The sequence below is a fragment of the Pseudomonas sp. genome (genome assembly GCF_049645325.1).
Taxonomy (GTDB): domain Bacteria; phylum Pseudomonadota; class Gammaproteobacteria; order Pseudomonadales; family Pseudomonadaceae; genus Aquipseudomonas.
This window is the reverse complement of the sequence record NZ_JBARTQ010000077.1, coordinates 1-16,071: the sequence shown is the minus strand read 5'-3', so window position 1 is coordinate 16,071 and position 16,071 is coordinate 1. Positions and strand designations below refer to the sequence as shown.

The 16,071-nt window shown below is 60.6% G+C and carries 14 protein-coding genes; 6 read left to right on the top strand and 8 right to left on the bottom strand.

What is annotated here, in order from left to right; genetic code table 11:
- Positions 1-243: 243 nt before the first annotated feature.
- Positions 244-1,014 (bottom strand): MipA/OmpV family protein, encoded by a 771-nt coding sequence (locus WBB95_RS03310; protein ID WP_424486281.1) that lies wholly within the window; start codon positions 1,012-1,014, stop codon positions 244-246.
- A 241-nt stretch (positions 1,015-1,255) separates the two neighbouring features.
- Here WBB95_RS03310 and WBB95_RS03305 point away from each other — a divergent pair, with 241 nt between their 5' ends.
- Genes WBB95_RS03305 through WBB95_RS03280 form a run of 6 tightly spaced genes read left to right on the top strand, consistent with a single transcriptional unit; the run spans position 1,256 to position 8,512 of the window.
- Complete coding sequence (locus WBB95_RS03305; protein ID WP_424486280.1) at positions 1,256-1,957, top strand: MtnX-like HAD-IB family phosphatase; 702 nt, start codon at positions 1,256-1,258, stop codon at positions 1,955-1,957.
- Entirely contained in the window at positions 1,950-3,344 is a 1,395-nt protein-coding gene (locus WBB95_RS03300) for an aspartate aminotransferase family protein (RefSeq protein WP_083359925.1), read from the top strand. Before WBB95_RS03305 ends, WBB95_RS03300 begins: the two co-directional genes overlap by 8 nt.
- Positions 3,341-4,207 (top strand): alpha/beta hydrolase, encoded by an 867-nt coding sequence (locus WBB95_RS03295; protein WP_424486279.1) that lies wholly within the window; start codon positions 3,341-3,343, stop codon positions 4,205-4,207. The genes WBB95_RS03300 and WBB95_RS03295 overlap by 4 nt, the downstream gene beginning before the upstream one ends.
- Positions 4,208-4,222: 15 nt before the next feature.
- Complete coding sequence (locus WBB95_RS03290) at positions 4,223-5,347, top strand: GNAT family N-acetyltransferase (protein WP_424486278.1); 1,125 nt, start codon at positions 4,223-4,225, stop codon at positions 5,345-5,347.
- Positions 5,347-7,125, top strand: a complete 1,779-nt coding sequence (locus WBB95_RS03285) for an ATP-binding protein (RefSeq protein WP_424486277.1) — start codon at positions 5,347-5,349, stop codon at positions 7,123-7,125. The genes WBB95_RS03290 and WBB95_RS03285 overlap by 1 nt, the downstream gene beginning before the upstream one ends.
- Entirely contained in the window at positions 7,115-8,512 is a 1,398-nt protein-coding gene (locus WBB95_RS03280) for a sigma-54-dependent transcriptional regulator (RefSeq protein WP_424486276.1), read from the top strand. Before WBB95_RS03285 ends, WBB95_RS03280 begins: the two co-directional genes overlap by 11 nt.
- A gap of 51 nt (positions 8,513-8,563) precedes the next feature.
- Here the strand turns inward: WBB95_RS03280 and WBB95_RS03275 are convergent, their stop codons facing one another.
- The 7 genes from WBB95_RS03275 to WBB95_RS03245 all read right to left on the bottom strand — a co-directional run bounded on the left by WBB95_RS03275 (position 8,564) and on the right by WBB95_RS03245 (position 15,639).
- Positions 8,564-8,902 carry a GlpM family protein gene (locus tag WBB95_RS03275; protein ID WP_424486275.1) on the bottom strand — a complete coding sequence of 113 codons (339 nt, stop codon included), beginning with the start codon at positions 8,900-8,902 and terminating at the stop codon, positions 8,564-8,566.
- Positions 8,903-8,912: 10 nt separating this feature from the next.
- A complete protein-coding gene (locus WBB95_RS03270; RefSeq protein ID WP_424486274.1) occupies positions 8,913-10,262 on the bottom strand; it encodes a sigma-54-dependent transcriptional regulator in 1,350 nt (449 codons plus the stop codon).
- On the bottom strand, positions 10,259-12,160 hold the full coding sequence (locus WBB95_RS03265; protein WP_424486273.1) for a sensor histidine kinase: 1,902 nt from the start codon (positions 12,158-12,160) through the stop codon (positions 10,259-10,261). The genes WBB95_RS03270 and WBB95_RS03265 overlap by 4 nt, the downstream gene beginning before the upstream one ends.
- Before the next feature lie 209 nt (positions 12,161-12,369).
- Positions 12,370-13,104, bottom strand: a complete 735-nt coding sequence (locus WBB95_RS03260) for an amino acid ABC transporter ATP-binding protein (RefSeq protein WP_010170183.1) — start codon at positions 13,102-13,104, stop codon at positions 12,370-12,372.
- Entirely contained in the window at positions 13,101-13,772 is a 672-nt protein-coding gene (locus WBB95_RS03255; RefSeq protein ID WP_424486272.1) for an amino acid ABC transporter permease, read from the bottom strand. The genes WBB95_RS03260 and WBB95_RS03255 overlap by 4 nt, the downstream gene beginning before the upstream one ends.
- Positions 13,772-14,518, bottom strand: a complete 747-nt coding sequence (locus WBB95_RS03250) for an amino acid ABC transporter permease (protein ID WP_065906793.1) — start codon at positions 14,516-14,518, stop codon at positions 13,772-13,774. The genes WBB95_RS03255 and WBB95_RS03250 overlap by 1 nt, the downstream gene beginning before the upstream one ends.
- A 194-nt stretch (positions 14,519-14,712) precedes the next feature.
- Positions 14,713-15,639, bottom strand: coding sequence for a glutamate/aspartate ABC transporter substrate-binding protein (locus WBB95_RS03245; protein ID WP_424486271.1), 927 nt, complete (start codon positions 15,637-15,639; stop codon positions 14,713-14,715).
- Positions 15,640-16,071: the final 432 nt, after the last annotated feature.

The window sequence follows — 16,071 nt, the reverse complement described above, 5'->3', positions numbered from 1 at the left end:
GCAGGCTTGAATCCGTGGGTAACCCGGCAAGGATGCCGGGTTAGCCGCCCCGCGCCATGGATGGCGCGTGGCGGCGGCCCACGGATTCAAGCCGGAGTGCGGGCATGCCGAGCCTAGGCGAGGCACCGAGTGGAGGGGCAAGAGCGCTTTGGTTACTTTCGCGCTTTTCGAAAGTGACCCGCTGTAAAAGCGGAACCCATTGAAGCCATCACCCAAATAACGGATATGCCCCCCCAAAAGCCGTCACTCAAACTTATAGCTGATCGCCGTCTGCACCTGCCCCTGATTCACATCCCCAGTCTCCCTGACGATGCTGCTGTTGGCCGCCGACCCCACCAGGTGTGTCCAACTGGCGCTGGTCAACAGCGACCAGTGAGCCGCCAAGGGAAACTCAAAACTCTGCGTCAACGTCAGGTTCTGAAAACCCGCACTGGCGTTATACGCACGAATCCCCGAAGCCGCAGACTCCTTATCGTCGACCCCGAAAAACGTCTGCGTCTGCCGAGCATCGGCAAAATGCGCCATCAAGCCGGTGCTGCCGATAATGCCGCCGCCCAGCGGGTAGCCCAGCTCACCGCCGAGCTTGCCCAACACCCCACTTTGATCGCGAGCGCCGCCGACAGCCTGGCCGACCTGCGCGTACACGCGCCAGAACTCGGCCGGGGCGTACTGGATGAAACCACCGACTTCGGCCATGTCCGGCACATCGCGCAAGCCACGCAGCGAGCCATTGGCCGTGCGGCCCGGCAGATAGTTGATGTAGGGGCCGGCGGTGAACCCGTTGGTATTGAGGGCACTCCAGGTCAGACCATCGTCGGTGCCCAGGCTGACACTGCCCCAGTCCAGGTCGAAATAGGGGATGGGCCGTGTTTCGTAGCGGCTGCCGGTAGGGTCGTGAGGTTGATAGCTGACGCCCGCGCCCACTTCACCGGTGATGCCGTCGGCCAATGCTGAGTTGGAAATCCCCAAAAAACCCAGCAAGCCCGCTAATACAGCAGAAGTAACCTTGAACATTGAGCGGTTTCCTTATCTGAACCTGCGCGCATTCACGCGCGAAGGGCATCCCTGACGCAAGCACTCATCTTGTTTGTAGCAAGCTACAAAAATTGTAGCTCCTGCGACACAAGTTCTCCTGGTTATCAGCCAAAACCCCAGCCCCGCTGGGCTTTAAGCACTTGGCACAGTCCCTGCTATACCCCTGTAGCAAGCGCAAACAGCGCGTTCCTCTTCAAGCCCTCCAACTCAAGGAAAGGCAATGATCCATTGGCATATCGTGTGCGACTTCGACGGGACCATCACCCCCACCGACGTCATCGACAACGTCCTCCAACGCTTCGCCGGCCCCGAGTGGGAAACCATCGAGCAGGAGTGGCTGGATGGGCACATCGGTTCCCGCGAATGCCTGAGCCGCCAACTGTCGCTGATCAAGGCGACCCCGGCTGAACTGCTGGCCTACTTCGACAGCGTCGAGATCGACCCGGACTTCCCGGATTTCGTCGACCACGTCATGGGCCTGGGCGCGACCATTGAAGTGGTCAGCGACGGCATCGAGCAAGGCATCGCGCGCATCCTGTCGCGCAACTACGTGACCTTGTTGCCGATCCTCGCCAACCGCCTGCGCCAGGTTGACCAGAACAGCTGGCGCATCGACTTCCCGTATTCCAGCGATGCCTGCCGTGCCGCATCCGGCAACTGCAAGTGCAAATCCACCCCGCGCAACAAGCGCGTGCTGGTGATCGGTGACGGCAAGTCCGACATGTGCGTGGCCTCGACCGCCGATTTCGTCTTCGCCAAAGGCAGCCTCGCCAAGTATTGCGAAGCCAACAACATTCCTCACGCGCGCTTCGACACCTTTGCCGAACTGCCTGCGCTGCTGGCCAAGCTCCCTCAGGGCACCGCCGCCAACGCCACCCACTTTACTGCTGCTGACAATCAGGAACTCTTCCATCATGTCTGATATCCGTATCGCTACCGCCGAAGACCAGATTCTTCTGGATAAAGAAGCCAAGTACTGCTCCTACGGCGACACCGTTCACTACATCGAGCCACCGCGTATTTTCAGCCGTTGCGAAGGCTCCTACGTGTGGGACACCGAAGACCAGGCCTACCTCGACCTGCAAATGTGGTACTCGGCCGTCAACTTCGGCTACGCCAACCCGCGCCTGAACAACGCGCTGAAACAGCAGATCGATACCCTGCCGCAAATCGCCAGCCAGTACCTGCACAAAGGCAAGATCGAGCTGTCGGAAATGATCGCGGTCGACGCCAAGAAGAAATTCGGCCTCGACGGTCGCGTGCACTTCAACGTCGGCGGTTCGCAGTCGATCGAAGACTCGTTGAAAGTGGTGCGTAACGCCTCCAACGGCAAGAGCCTGATGTTCGCCTTCGAAGGCGGCTACCACGGCCGTACCCTCGGCGCTTCGTCGATCACCTCCAGCTTCCGCTACCGTCGCCGCTACGGCCACTTTGGCGAGCGCGCCAACTTCATCCCGTTCCCGTACCACTTCCGTGGCCCTAAAGGCATGACGAAAGAAGAGTACGGCAGCCACTGTGTGCAGCAGTTCGCCCGTTTGTTCGAGACCGAATACAACGGCGTCTGGGACCCGAAGACCAACCAGTGCGAATACGCAGCCTTCTACGTCGAGCCGATCCAGGGCACCGGCGGCTACGTGATCCCGCCGATGAACTTCTACCGCGAACTCAAGCATGTGCTTGATCAGCACGGCATCCTGATGGTGTCGGATGAAATCCAGATGGGCTTCTACCGTACCGGCAAGCTGTGGTCGATCGAACACTTCGACGTGCAACCGGACGTGATCGTCTTCGGCAAGGCGCTGACCAACGGCCTCAACCCACTGGGCGGCATCTGGGCCCGTGAAGAGTTGATCAACCCGAAGATCTTCCCGCCAGGTTCGACCCACTCCACCTTCGCCTCCAACCCACTGGGGACGGCGGTAGGCCTGGAAATGTTCAAGATGACCAGCGAAGTCGACTACGGCGCGATGGTCATGGCCAAGGGCAAATACTTCCTGGAAGGCCTGCAAGACCTGCAGAAACGTTTCCCGATCATCGGCGACGTCGACGGCCTGGGCCTGGCCCTGCGCTGCGAAATCTGCGGACCGGACGGCTTCACGCCAGACAAGGCGACCCTGGATTACATGGTCGAAGAAGGCATGAAAGGCGACATGGTGGTTGACGGTCAGAAACTCGGCCTGATCCTCGACGTGGGCGGCTACTACAAAAACGTGATCACCCTGGCACCGTCCCTGGAAATCAGCTACCCGGAAATCGACCTGGGCCTGAAGCTGCTTGAGCAACTGCTGGTGCGGGCAACCAAACGGTGAACAACGTCGGGATCGACCTCGGTGAAGGTGATGCCGGCTTCGTTCTCGGTGAAGGTCCGGTCGGGATCCTGTTGATCCACGGCCTGACCGGCACCCCGACGGAATTGCGTCAGGTGGCCAAGGGTTTGGCCAAGGCGGGCAACTGCACGGTGTACGTGCCCACCCTGGCCGGGCACTGCGGCGACAACAGTGACTTGCAGGCCACTGGCTGGCTGGACTGGTACGAAGGCGTGCGCAAGACCTTCGTACAGGTCAAGCAACGCCACGAACAGGTGTTTGTCGGTGGCTTGTCCATGGGCGCGGTGATGTCCATGTACGTGGCCGCCGAGCACCCGGGGCAAGTCGCCGGGCTGTTGATGTATTCCACGACCTTGAAGTACGACGGCTGGAGCATTCACAAGCTGGCGTTCCTGACGCCATTGCTGATGAAAATCCCGTTCGGCGTGCACATCTGCCGCTTCGAAGAGAAGCCGCCTTACGGCATCAAGAACGAACGCCTGCGGGCAATCGTCGAGCGCCAGATGAAGGAAGGGCACAGCAGCGAGGCCGGTTTGCTGACCATGGAAGGCATCACGGTGCGCGAGTTGCACCGGATGAACGCCGTGGTCAAGAAGCGAATGCCCGAGGTCAAGGCACCGGCGCTGGTATTGCATTCCATCGAGGATGACATCACGAGCCGCTGGAACGCCGATTACGTGGAACGCCACCTCGGCGGCCCCGTGACCAAGGTCCTGCTGGACAACTGCTACCACATGATCACTGTCGACCTGCAATACCGGCGCGTGATCGAGTTGAGTGCTGAGTTTGTCGAGCAACACGCCGCTGTTGTCCAGGCGCCCGTAGATTATCGACAGCGGGCCTGAGCCTAAGGACAAGACGTGATCACCGCCCAAGCCTTCTCGACTATCCGGGCCATCCAGCGCAGTGCCTGGAACGACTGTTTCCCCGGTGCCCTGGAGGATTGGGACTATTACGTCGCCGTGGAAAACGCGGCCATCGTCGATTTCAAATGGCGTTACCTGGCTGTTTACGAAGCGGGGACGGTGGTGGCAGTGGCCGCCGCGTTTATCACCGATTATCGCCTCGACACCACGGTGTCGGGCAGCGGCAAGCGCTTTACCGAGCGCCTGGAGCGACTGTGGCCGGGTGTTTTACAGCTGCAGCTGTATGCCATCGGCTCGCCGGTGGCCGAGCGTTGTGACGCAGGCATTGCCAGTGGCGTGCCCGAAGCGCGGCGCCCGTTGTTGCTCAAGCACTTGTTGCAGGCCGCACGCGAGGATGCCAATGAATTCGGGATTGGCCTGGTGGCGGTCAAGGATGTGCCGACCAAAGACCCGCACTGGGCAGCCAGCTGCCGCGCTGCGGGCTTTCAAAGCATGCCGAGTTTGCCCAGCGGGTTATTGAGCGTGCCTTACGGCTCGATCGATGCCTACCTGGGCTCGTTGTGCAAATCGACCCGCAAGGACCTGCGCCGCAAACTGCGGGCGCCGGGCCCCCGGGTGGAGTGGCGGCACAACATTGATGACGTGTTGCCTGAAGTGATGCGCCTGTACGAAGGCACGCTCAGTCGCTCCGACTTGCAGTTTGAGCACCTGCCCGCCAGCTACTTCACCGGCATCCTTGAGCGGCTTGAAGCGCGAGCGGTCTGTGTTCTTTATTGGGTGGACGAGCGGCTGGTAGCCTTCAACCTGATCCTGTTGGACGAGCACCGCTTGATCGACAAGTTTTTCGGGCATGACATTGAATTCAGCCGTGAATACAACCTGTACTTTCGCAGTTGGCTGACCAATGTCGACTACTGTATTCAACACAATATTCCCGTGTACGAGTGCGGCCAGGAAGGGTATGCCAGTAAGCTGCGCCTGGGGTGTGAGTTCCAGGGCAACAGCATGTTCTTTCGCCACCGCAACCGGCTGGTCAACGGCCTGCTCAAACTCGTGAAAATGTTTCTCCGACCGGATCGTTCCGACCCCGCCATGGCTGCTGCGATAAGCGAAACCTGATGATTTCCAAGACCCGCCAAAAAGCTCGCCCCTTTGCCATTTCGCGCTGGAGCGTCCAGCGCAAGCTGGTGCTGGCGTTTTGGCTGGTCAGCGTCATTCCCACCATGATTGCGGCCGAGTTGGCGGCCACCACGCTGTCGCAGATTTTCGACAGCAACGTGCGCATCTGGCTGCAAGAGTCGACCAAGATCGTCAAGGACGAAATCGGCGACATCCTGCATGACAACGCGCGCATGGCCAAACTGTTCCTGCGCTACACCAGCCCGCCTTCGAGCAAGCAAGCGGCCAAGCACGACCGGTTGACCGCCGACATTGCCGACGCCACCGACATTGACGTGGTCGCGCTGATTCGCACCAGCGACCACAAGGTGATGTTCAGCACCGCCTCCGACGACATCGTCAAACAGATCGACCTGACCAGTAACGCGGTGCTGCAGACCGTGCAGGTGGCGGGGGTGAGTACCGGCCTTGTGGTCTCCACGTTCGAAACCAATCAAGAGGGGGTCGACTACCTGCTGTTGGTGGCCACCTACCTGGACAGCAGCTTCCTCACCAGCGTGGCCGATGTGCATTCCCTCGACCTGCGCCTGTACCTGGCCAACCCTACGGGTTTCAACGAAATATTCTCGACCCAGCGTTTTGAAAACCATCCTTCGCGCATCCCGAAGGACGTCGAGAAAGCCATGCGCGCCACCAAGCAGCCGAGTGAGCAGTTCACCAACAATTACAGCGGTTTGTACTGGCCGATCTTCAACGACGCCGGCGACCTGCAAGGCGTGATCTTCAGCGGCCTGCTGCGCCATACCAGCCTGGTGGGCCTGGTGAATCAGAGCAACCTGTTCGTGCTGATTTTCCTGCTCAGTTCCGCATTGTCGCTGGGCGCAGGCGTGCTGGTGTCGCGGCGCCTGACCAAGCCGCTGCGGGATTTGTCCGAAGGGGTGAATGCGGTGATCTCCGGCCATTATGAGCACCGTGTGCTGGTCAGCGGCGGCGATGAGTTGGCGCAACTGAGCAGCACCTTCAACCACATGACCGAGCGCCTGGGCGAGTTGCATCACCTCGAAGCCCAGTTGCGCCGCCGTGACCGGTTGCACGCCCTGGGCGAAGTTGCCATGGGCCTGGCCCACGAAATTCGCAACCCGTTGGGCATCATCAAGACCGCCACCCAACTGCTGCACCGGCGCGCCGACCTGCCGGAAACCGACAAGCGTCACCTGGAATACGTGATCAGCGAAGTCAGCCGTATCAACGACCTGATCACCGAGTTTCTCGATTTCGCCAAGCCCAACCCGCCGTTGCGTGTAATGCTGGCGGCACGCCCGTTGGTGGAAGAGATTCTCGGTTTCTGCAGCCCGGAGTTGTCCACCCACAACATCGATGCGCAAATCGACGACCAGGCGCCGGGCGCAACCCTTTACGCAGATGCCAAACAGCTCAAGCAGGCGTGCCTGAACCTGATACTCAACGCCATTGATGCGATGCCCGAAGGCGGGCGCCTGACCCTGGGCATCCGCACGGTGGACGACAACACCGTTATCAGCATTGCTGACACCGGCCAGGGCATCCCGGCGGATATGATTGAGCGTATCTTCACGCCATTCGTCACCACCAAGGCTTCGGGCACGGGCTTGGGCCTGGCGAAAGTCTATTCGATCATGGAAAGTCATGACGGCAGCATTGAATGTGCCAGTGAGAAAGATGCCGGCGCCACCTTCAGCCTGTACATTCCCGCTCAAGGTGAAGACGACGGAGACGATGAGGAAGGTCATGACGCATAACGTATTGGTAGTCGACGACGAGCCCAAACTCTGTGACTTGCTAACGTCGGCCCTGAGCCAGAACGGCATTCAGGTGTTCACCGCCAGCAACGGCTTGCACGCGCTCAAAGTGCTGGAGCAGGAAGACATCGACCTGGTGATCAGCGACTGGCGCATGCCCGGCATGGACGGGCCGGCGCTGCTGGCGGAGATCAAGGTGCGCTTTCCGGATTTGCCGGTGATCGTGATGACCGCCTACAGCACGGTGAAAAATGCCGTGCAGTCGATGCGCAATGGCGCCTACGACTACATCGCCAAGCCGTTCGATATCGACGAGCTGGACATCACCGTGGCCAAGGCCCTGCAATTTCGCGACATCATGCGCGACAACGCGCGCCTGCGTGCCGAACTCGACCAGCATGCGCAGTTCGACAGCCTGGTGGGCGACAGCCCGGCGTTTCGCCAGGTGTTGCACGCGATCGACTCTGTGCGTGACAGCAACGCGACCATCCTGCTGACCGGCGAGAGCGGCACGGGCAAGGAAATGGTCGCCCGCGCCATCCACAAGCATGGCAGCCGTGCCGACAAACCGTTCGTGGCCGTCAATTGCGCGGCCATTCCTGAAGGGCTGCTGGAAAGCGAAATGTTCGGCCATCGCAAAGGCGCGTTTACCGGCGCCGTGGCGGACCGGGTCGGGCGCTTTATGCAGGCCGACAAGGGCACGTTGTTCCTGGATGAAGTCGGCGATATGCCGCTGGCGTTGCAAGCCAAGATTTTGCGCGCCCTGCAGGAGCGGGTGATCGAGCCGGTGGGCGACCCGCGCGAGCGCAAGGTGGATGTGCGGGTGATCGCCGCCACCAACAAAAACCTGCTGGACGCGGTGGCTAACAAAGAATTTCGCGAAGACCTGTATTACCGCCTCAACGTGTTTCCAATTCCTTTGCCAGCCCTGCGCGAACGCGCCGAAGACATCGTGCCCCTGGCCCGCCACTTCGCCCAGACCCTGAGCGCCACCGCCGGCAAACGCATCACCGGCTTCAGCCCTGAGGCATTGCAGGCCATGGCGGCCTACAACTGGCCGGGCAATATCCGTGAGCTGCAGAACTGCGTCGAGCGCGCGACCATTGTCGCGGCCAAACCGGTGATTGAAGACATCGACCTGCCGGCGTATCTGTTTGCCTCAAAGCCTGCCGATGGCGGCGTTACCGCGTTCCTCAGTGACGGGCCGGGTGTGCCTCAAGACCTCGATGCAGCGCTGGCGGAGGTGGAGAAGGCCTACATTCTGGCGGCGTTGAACGAGAGCAACGGGGTGCAGGCAGCGGCGGCGTCGAAGATCGGGATTTCGGAGAGGAGCTTCTGGTATCGGCTGAAGAAGCTGGGGATTCAGGTCGAGAAGATCATCCGCTGAGGATCGTGATGATCGTTCCCACGCTTTGCGTGGGAACGATCAATTGAAGTGTCAGGTGTGCATGCGCACCCACACACTCACCAACACCGTCGCCGCCATCAACCACGCCACCGCCGCCACGGCGAGTGACGCTTCCAGCCGCATCCGGTCGACCATCACATACAGCGTCGCCAAATACACAAAGTACGGAATGATCGACCACATCCCGAACACGATCGTGGTCTTCAAGTCGTCCACCGAACGGCCCTTGCCGACGATGTAATGCGCGATCAACGCAAAGGTCGGAAACAGCGGCACCAGCCCCGCGATGTAATAGTTTCTGGTCTTGGCCAGCGCCGCCAGAATCAACACCACCGCCGCGCCAATGGCGGCCTTCAATAGCAGATCCACACCGCGCTCCTTAGTGGCTCAAGCCGTACTTCTTGACCTTGTCGAACAGGGTGGTCTTGGCCATTCCCAGTTCCAGGCTGGCCTGGGTCAGGTTGCCGCCGCTGCGTTGCAGGGCGTCGTTGAGCAGGTTGCGCTCGAAGGCTTCCACCGCTTCGGTAAACGCCAGGCCGTGGTTGCCGCTGCCGTTACCGCTTTTCTTGAAGGCCGGCAGGCCCAGGGCGAAACGTTCAGCGACGTTGCGCAGCTCACGCACGTTGCCCGGCCAGTCATGGCTCATCAAGGTCGACACGGTCTGGTTGTCCAGCTCCGGCACACTGCGGTCGAAGCGCAGGGACGACTGCTGCAGGAAGTGTTCGAACAGGTGCAGGATGTCTTCACGGCGCTCGCGCAGGGGCGGCAGTTCCAGGGTCACCACGTTGAGTCGGTAGTACAGGTCACTGCGGAATTGGCTGGCGCGGCTCAACTCGTCGAGGTCGGACTTGGTCGCGGCGATCACCCGGCAGTCGACCGCCACGCTCTGGTTCGAGCCCAGGCGCTCGAGGGTGCGCTCCTGCAACACGCGCAGCAATTTGATCTGCAGGTTGATCGGCATGCTTTCGACTTCATCGAGGAACAGTGTGCCTTCGTGGGCGTGCTCGATCTTGCCGATGCGGCGTTTGCCGGCGCCGGTAAAGGCATTGGCTTCGTGGCCGAAAATTTCGCTTTCGAACAGGTTTTCCGGCAAGCCGCCGCAGTTCAGGGCGACGAACTGGTGGGAATGGCGCCGGCTGAAGTCATGCAGGCAACGCGCAACCAGCTCTTTGCCGGTGCCGGTCTCGCCTTCGATCAGCACGTTGGCTGAGGTGTCGGCGACATTGGCGATCAGTTCGCGCAGGTTCTGCATGGCCGGCGAGCGGCCGATGATGCGGCCTTCCAGGGAGTCGCGCTCGGCCAGTTGGCGGCGCAGCGACCAGACTTCCCGCGCCAGCCCGCGCTGCTCCAGGGCGCGACGGGCGACGTCGACCAAACGCTCGGGCGAGAAGGGCTTTTCCATGAAGTCGTAGGCGCCGTTACGCATGGCGCCGACCGCCATCGAAATATCGCCATGCCCGGTGATCAGCACCACCGGCAGGCTTTTATCCAGTGCCTTGAGGCGCGTCAGCAGTTCCAGGCCATCAATGCCCGGCAGGCGAATGTCGCTGATGACAATGCCGGCAAAATTCTCGCCGATGCGCTTGAGCGCTTCCTCAGCGCTGCCCACGCCCACGCTGGGAATGTCTTCCAGCGCCAGGGCTTGCTGGCAGCCAAGCAGTACGTGGGGGTCGTCTTCGACGATCAAAACGGTGAGGTCGTCTGTAGGGGCTGTAGCGTCTGTTTTCATGTCGACTCAGCTTTTTGAGCGCCCACCAACGGCAGGCACAAGACAAAGGCAGTACCACCACTGGCCGGGTGTTCCACGGCGAGGTTGCCGCCGGTGGCCGCCGCGAGGCTGGCCGACAGGGTCAGGCCGAGGCCCAGGCCCTGTTCTCCGGGTTTGGTGGTGAAGAACGGTTCGAACAAATGTTTGCGCGCCTCGGGGTCGATGCCGTGGCCGTTGTCACGCACTTGCAGGCGGTAGCGGCCATCGGCGCTGTGGCCATCCAGCCAGAGTTCGGGCGCCGGCTGCGCCTGCATGGCGTCGAGGGCATTGCCGATCAGGTTGACCAGGATCTGCTCCAGGCGCGTCTGATCGATCTGCAACTGGGCATTGGCGAAATCTCGGTGCACGTTCAGCGACAGGCCATCCAGGCGTGCGCCGAGCACCTGGAACGCGGCGTCCACGGCTTTGCCGAGGTTGGCCTCGCCCTGGTCGTCACCGCGCCGGGCAAAGGAGCGCAGGCTCGCGGTGATGCGGCCCATGCGGTCGATCAGTTCGTTGATGGTCTTGAGGTTGGCGCTGGCGGTGTCCAGGGCGCCACGCTCCAGGAACCGCACGGTGTTGCCCGACAGCGTGCGCAAGGCAGCGAGGGGCTGGTTCAACTCGTGGGCGATGCTGGTGGACATCTGGCCGATGGCCGCCAGTTTGCCGGCCTGTACCAGTTCATCCTGGGCGCGGCGCAGGGTTTCCTCGGCCTGGCGCCGTTCGCGAATCTGGCCCTTGAGGCGTTCGTTGCTGGCGCGCAGGTCGGCGGTGCGTTCGGCGATCCGTCGTTCCAGCTGGCTGTTGGCTTCCTGCAAGGCTTCCCGCGCAGCGAGGCGGGTGGCGATGACTTTGCGCCGCTCATTCCAGGCAATCAGCAAAAAGGCGACCAGGCCAAAGGCCACGGCCACCAGGATGCCTTGGTTGATCGCGGCGCGGCGCAGGTCATTGAGCGGCGTGAGCAGGGTGAAATTCCACGGCGTGTCGCTTAAGGGCCGGGTTTGCGCCAGGTAGCTGACTTCGTGCTCGTCGTTGACCACTTCGCTGTTGGCGGGGAAGGTCAGTTTTTCGGTGCCTTCGTTGAGGCGTTCGCGGGCCAGCGGTTCCAGCTCGTTCAGCGTCGCCCAGTAATATTGCAGGCTGTGGGCCAGGCGTTCCTTGGTGTCGTCGCTCAGCGGGCGCACGGCCTTGAGGCGCCGGGCCGGGTCGCTGGAGAGGATGATGATGCCGTTCTCGTCGCTCACAAACGCTTCGAGGCGCGCGCGCTGCCAGCGTTCTTCGAGGGCTTCGAGGCGCACCTTGACCACGGCCACGCCGATGATCTTGCCGTGCTCTTCCAGGCCATGGGCCAGGTAGTAGCCGGGTTCGCCGTTGGTGCTGCCGATGCCATAGAAGCGGCCGGGCTGACCGCGTACGGCGTTCTGGAAATAGGCGCGAAAGGACAGGTCTTCACCCTGGTAACTGTCGGCGTCGCGCCAGTTACTGGTGGCCAGCACGCGGCCGGTGGTGTCCATCACGTAGATGGCCCGGCTGCGACTGCGTCGGTTCAGGCCTTCGAGGTAATCATTGACCGTCTGCCGGGTGTCCTGGTTCGGGTCGGCCAGCAGCTTGGAAACGCTGGATTCCAGTTCCAGGAGGCTGGGCAGGTAGGTGTATTTGCTCAGTTCGCTTTCGACGGTGCGGGCGTGCAGCTCGAGCTGGCGTTCGCCGTTGTCGCTGAGGGTGCGGATGCCATAGTACTCACTGACCCAGAAGCCGATATAACCCAAGCCGATCATCAGGGCGATGATCAACGGCGGCAGGAACAGTTGGCGAATCAGGCGTGGTTTCACGGCAAGTGATGGCGGTGCGGCGCGAAAGAGGTTGGGGTCGCATTTCATCACAGATGCCTTGGGTCAACCAGAGCTGTCAGCCCTGCTGTGAACCCGCTTGTGTGGGCAATGGGTTTGTGTGGGAGCCGGGCTTGCCCGCGATGCAGACGCCTCGGTGTTTCAGTGACACCAAGGGGATGCAATCGCAGGCAAGCCAGCTCCCACATAAGCTGGTGCCTGCATCAACCGGGTTCTCATCAGAGAGAACAGCGCTGCGTTTAGTGCTGCAGGATTTTCTCAAGGAAGTGCTGAGCGCGTTCGGAGCGGGCGCTGATGTCGCCGAAGAACTCTTCTTTCGGGCAGTCTTCGATGATCTTGCCGGCGTCCATGAAGATCACGCGGTCGGCCACTTTGCGGGCGAAGCCCATTTCGTGGGTCACGCACATCATGGTCATGCCTTCGTGGGCCAGTTGCACCATCACATCGAGCACTTCGTTGACCATCTCCGGGTCGAGCGCCGAGGTCGGTTCGTCGAACAGCATGACGATCGGGTCCATGGCCAGCGCGCGGGCAATCGCCACACGTTGTTGCTGGCCGCCGGACAGTTGGCCCGGGTGCTTGTGGGCGTGTGCCGACAGGCCGACGCGCTCAAGCAGTTGCAGGCCCTTCTTGGTGGCTTCTTCCTTGCTGCGGCCCAGCACCTTGATCTGCGCGATGGTCAGGTTTTCGGTGATGGTCAGGTGCGGGAACAGTTCGAAGTGCTGGAACACCATGCCCACGCGCGAGCGCAGTTTCGGCAGGTTGGTCTTCGGGTCGGCGATGGAGGTGCCGTCGACGACCACGTCACCCTTCTGGAACGGTTCCAGTGCGTTCACGCACTTGATCAGAGTGGATTTGCCCGAGCCTGACGGCCCGCACACCACGATCACTTCGCCTTTTTTAACCTCGGTGCTGCAATCGGTCAGCACCTGGAAGTCGCCATACCACTTGTTGATATTCTTGATAGAGATCATACGGCAAACCTTTTTTGCAGACGCTTGACCAGCAGCGAGGCGGAAAAGCTGATGATGAAGTAGACGACACCGGCGAAGATCAGGAACTCGTTGGAGCGGCCGATGATGTCGCCGTTGGAGCGGGCGGAGTTGAGGAAGTCCACCAGGCCCACGGTGTAGACCAGCGAGGTGTCCTGGAACAGGATGATCGACTGTTGCAGCAGCAACGGGGTCATCTTGCGGAACGCCTGCGGCAGGATGATCAGGCGCATGGTCTGGCCATAGGTCATGCCCATCGCCTGTGCCGCCGCCATCTGGCCCTTGGGAATCGACTGCACGCCGGCCCGCACGATTTCACAGAAGTACGCGGCTTCGAACATCATGAAGGCCACGACGCAGGAGGTGAACGCACCGATCGGGGTGTCTTCGCCAGTGATCCAGCGCAGCACGAATGGCACCGCCAGGTAGAACCAGGTGATCACCAGCAGTAGCGGGATCGAGCGGAAGTAGTTCACATAAGCGCCGGCCAGGCGCGACAGCAGCTTGCTGGACGACAGGCGCATCAGCGCCAGGGCGGTACCCAGCGCGATGCCGCCGATCACGCCCATTACCATCAACTGCAAGGTCATGATCATGCCGTTCCACAGGCCCGGAATGGCGGGGATGATGCCGCTGAAATCGAAGTCCATTATTTACCCCCCACGGAGATCAGGCCGGGCACCGCGACTTTCTTCTCGACCAGGCGCATCAGCAACATCAGGCTCATGTTCAGGGTGAAGTAGATCAGCGTGGCCAGGGTGAAGGCTTCAAACAGGTTGGCCGAGAATTCGGCGGTCTGTTTGGTTTGCGCCAGCAGTTCCATCAAGCCGATCAAGGACGCCACGGAGGAGTTCTTGAAGACGTTGAGGAATTCCGAGGTGAGCGGCGGAATGATGATGCGATAGGCCTGGGGCAGCAGCACGTTCCAGTAGATCTGCGGCAGCTTGAAGCCCATGGCGCGCGCGGCGGATTCCTGGCCACGTGGCAGCGCCTGGATGCCGGTACGCACTTGTTCACACACACGGGCGGCGGTGAACAGACCCAGGCACACGACAACGCTCAGGTAGGCCGAGGTGGTCGGGTTCAGGTCTTGTTTGTACCAGTCCTGCAGGTTTTGCGGCAGCAGGTCGGGTATCAGGAAATACCAGATAAACAGCTGAACCAGCAGCGGCACGTTACGAAACAGTTCCACGTAGCAGGTCGCGATGCCCGATACGATGCGGTTTGGCACGGTGCGCATGACGCCCAGAATGGACCCCAGCAACAAGGCGATAATCCATGCCACGACAGCGATGGCAATGGTCCAGCCCAAGCCTGCGATGTACCAGTCGAGATAAGTCTCGCTGCCAACGCCGGTGGACTTGAAGAACACGCCCCAGTCCCAGTTGTAATTCATTAGGGTCTCCCCTCGAGATCGATCGATGTACAAGCACCCGCTTGGGGAAGATCCTTTCCCGCCCGACGTTGAACGCCAGGCACACGCGATCGGCTCGAAAACCGCCAGGTCGAGTGTTCCAAATTAAAGCCAGCAGGTAGTAACAGACGCCTGAGGGAGAGTTGGCTCCCTCAGGAGATAAGCTTAGTCAGGTATCAGATTTTTACGTCTGGTGCCGGCTTGTCGCTTGGGTTAGCGATCAGTTCCTTCACCTTGTCGCTCATCGGGAAGTTCAGGTTCAGGCCTTTTGGTGGGATCGGGCTCTCGAACCACTTGCTGTAGATCTTGTTGATTTCGCCGGATTTGTAGAGGCCGACGATGGCGTCATCGACAGCTTTCTTGAAGGCCGGGTCGTCTTTACGAACCATGCACGCGTAGGCTTCGAAGGATTGCGGAGTGCCGGTGATGACCCAGTCGTCCGGCTTCTTGGCCTTGGCTTCTTCGCCGGCCAGCAGGGCGTCGTCCATCATGAAGGCAACGGCACGGCCGCTTTCCAGCATCTGGAAGGATTCGCCGTGGTCTTTGGCGGAGATGACGTTCATGCCCATCTGCTTGTCGGCGTTCATCGCTTTGATGATGCGCTCGGACGTGGTGCCGGCGGTGGTCACGACGTTTTTGCCTTTCAGGTCAGCAAAGTCGGAGTAGGACGGCTTGCCATCCTTGTCTTTCTTGACCAGCAGGCGGGTGCCGATTTCGAACATGTTGACGGTGAAATCAACTTGTTGGGCGCGTTCGGTGTTGTTGGTGGTGGAGCCGCACTCGATATCCGCGGTGCCGTTCTGGATCAGCGGGATACGGGTCTGCGAGGTGACCAGGTTGTACTTGACCTTCAGATCGGGTTTGTTCAGGTCTTTTTTCAGGGCTTCAACGATGGCCAGCTGAATGTCGTGGGAGTAGCCCACGGGTTTGCCCGAGCCGTCCGCGATGTAGGAAAACGGAATGGAGCTGTCGCGGTGCGCGAGGGTGATGGTGCCGGAGTCGTTGATTTTCTTCAGTGTGCCGGTGAGTTCGGCGGCGAAAACTGGAGTGCTGATCAGAGCAGCAGCGATAGCTGCGCCCAAGATATGGGGAACGATGCGCATCAATACTTCCTCGACATTTGTTTTTTTTATGAAGCCGGCTAAACGGCTCTCTTGTACAGCGAATGCCTGTGACGGCTCCTTTGGCGTCTCAGGCGATCGTCACGGAGTGTAGAGCATGAGTCGTGCCACACCTGGCATAAATGGTTAATTGGTTGATTTATAAGGAGATTAAGTTTGTGTTACAGGGGGTTTTTGAGTGTGGGGTCCGGTTAACCGAATGGGGTGGGGGGTGGTGTTCGGGAAACCGAATGGTTGTGGTGGGGGTTTTTGAGTGTATATCCGGTGTTGCGGTTGTGGCTTGGATTGGTTCCGCTCTTACAGCGGCTCACTTTTGGTGGAGCGCAAAAGTAAGCAAAACGCTCTTGCCCCTCCACTCGGTGCCTCGCCTAGGCTCGGCATGCCCGCACTCCGGCTTGAATCCGTGGGCCGCCG

Excerpts from the sequence above, each read along its gene's own strand:
- WBB95_RS03310 (WP_424486281.1), bottom strand. The coding sequence starts at position 1,014 with ATGTTCAAGGTTACTTCTGCTGTATTAGCGGGCTTGCTGGGTTTTTTG.
- WBB95_RS03305 (WP_424486280.1), top strand. The coding sequence starts at position 1,256 with ATGATCCATTGGCATATCGTGTGCGACTTCGACGGGACCATCACCCCC.
- WBB95_RS03300 (WP_083359925.1), top strand. The coding sequence starts at position 1,950 with ATGTCTGATATCCGTATCGCTACCGCCGAAGACCAGATTCTTCTGGAT.
- WBB95_RS03285 (WP_424486277.1), top strand. The coding sequence starts at position 5,347 with ATGATTTCCAAGACCCGCCAAAAAGCTCGCCCCTTTGCCATTTCGCGC.
- WBB95_RS03280 (WP_424486276.1), top strand. The coding sequence starts at position 7,115 with ATGACGCATAACGTATTGGTAGTCGACGACGAGCCCAAACTCTGTGAC.
- WBB95_RS03270 (WP_424486274.1), bottom strand. The coding sequence starts at position 10,262 with ATGAAAACAGACGCTACAGCCCCTACAGACGACCTCACCGTTTTGATC.
- WBB95_RS03265 (WP_424486273.1), bottom strand. The coding sequence starts at position 12,160 with ATGAAATGCGACCCCAACCTCTTTCGCGCCGCACCGCCATCACTTGCC.
- WBB95_RS03260 (WP_010170183.1), bottom strand. The coding sequence starts at position 13,104 with ATGATCTCTATCAAGAATATCAACAAGTGGTATGGCGACTTCCAGGTG.
- WBB95_RS03255 (WP_424486272.1), bottom strand. The coding sequence starts at position 13,772 with ATGGACTTCGATTTCAGCGGCATCATCCCCGCCATTCCGGGCCTGTGG.
- WBB95_RS03250 (WP_065906793.1), bottom strand. The coding sequence starts at position 14,518 with ATGAATTACAACTGGGACTGGGGCGTGTTCTTCAAGTCCACCGGCGTT.
- WBB95_RS03245 (WP_424486271.1), bottom strand. The coding sequence starts at position 15,639 with ATGCGCATCGTTCCCCATATCTTGGGCGCAGCTATCGCTGCTGCTCTG.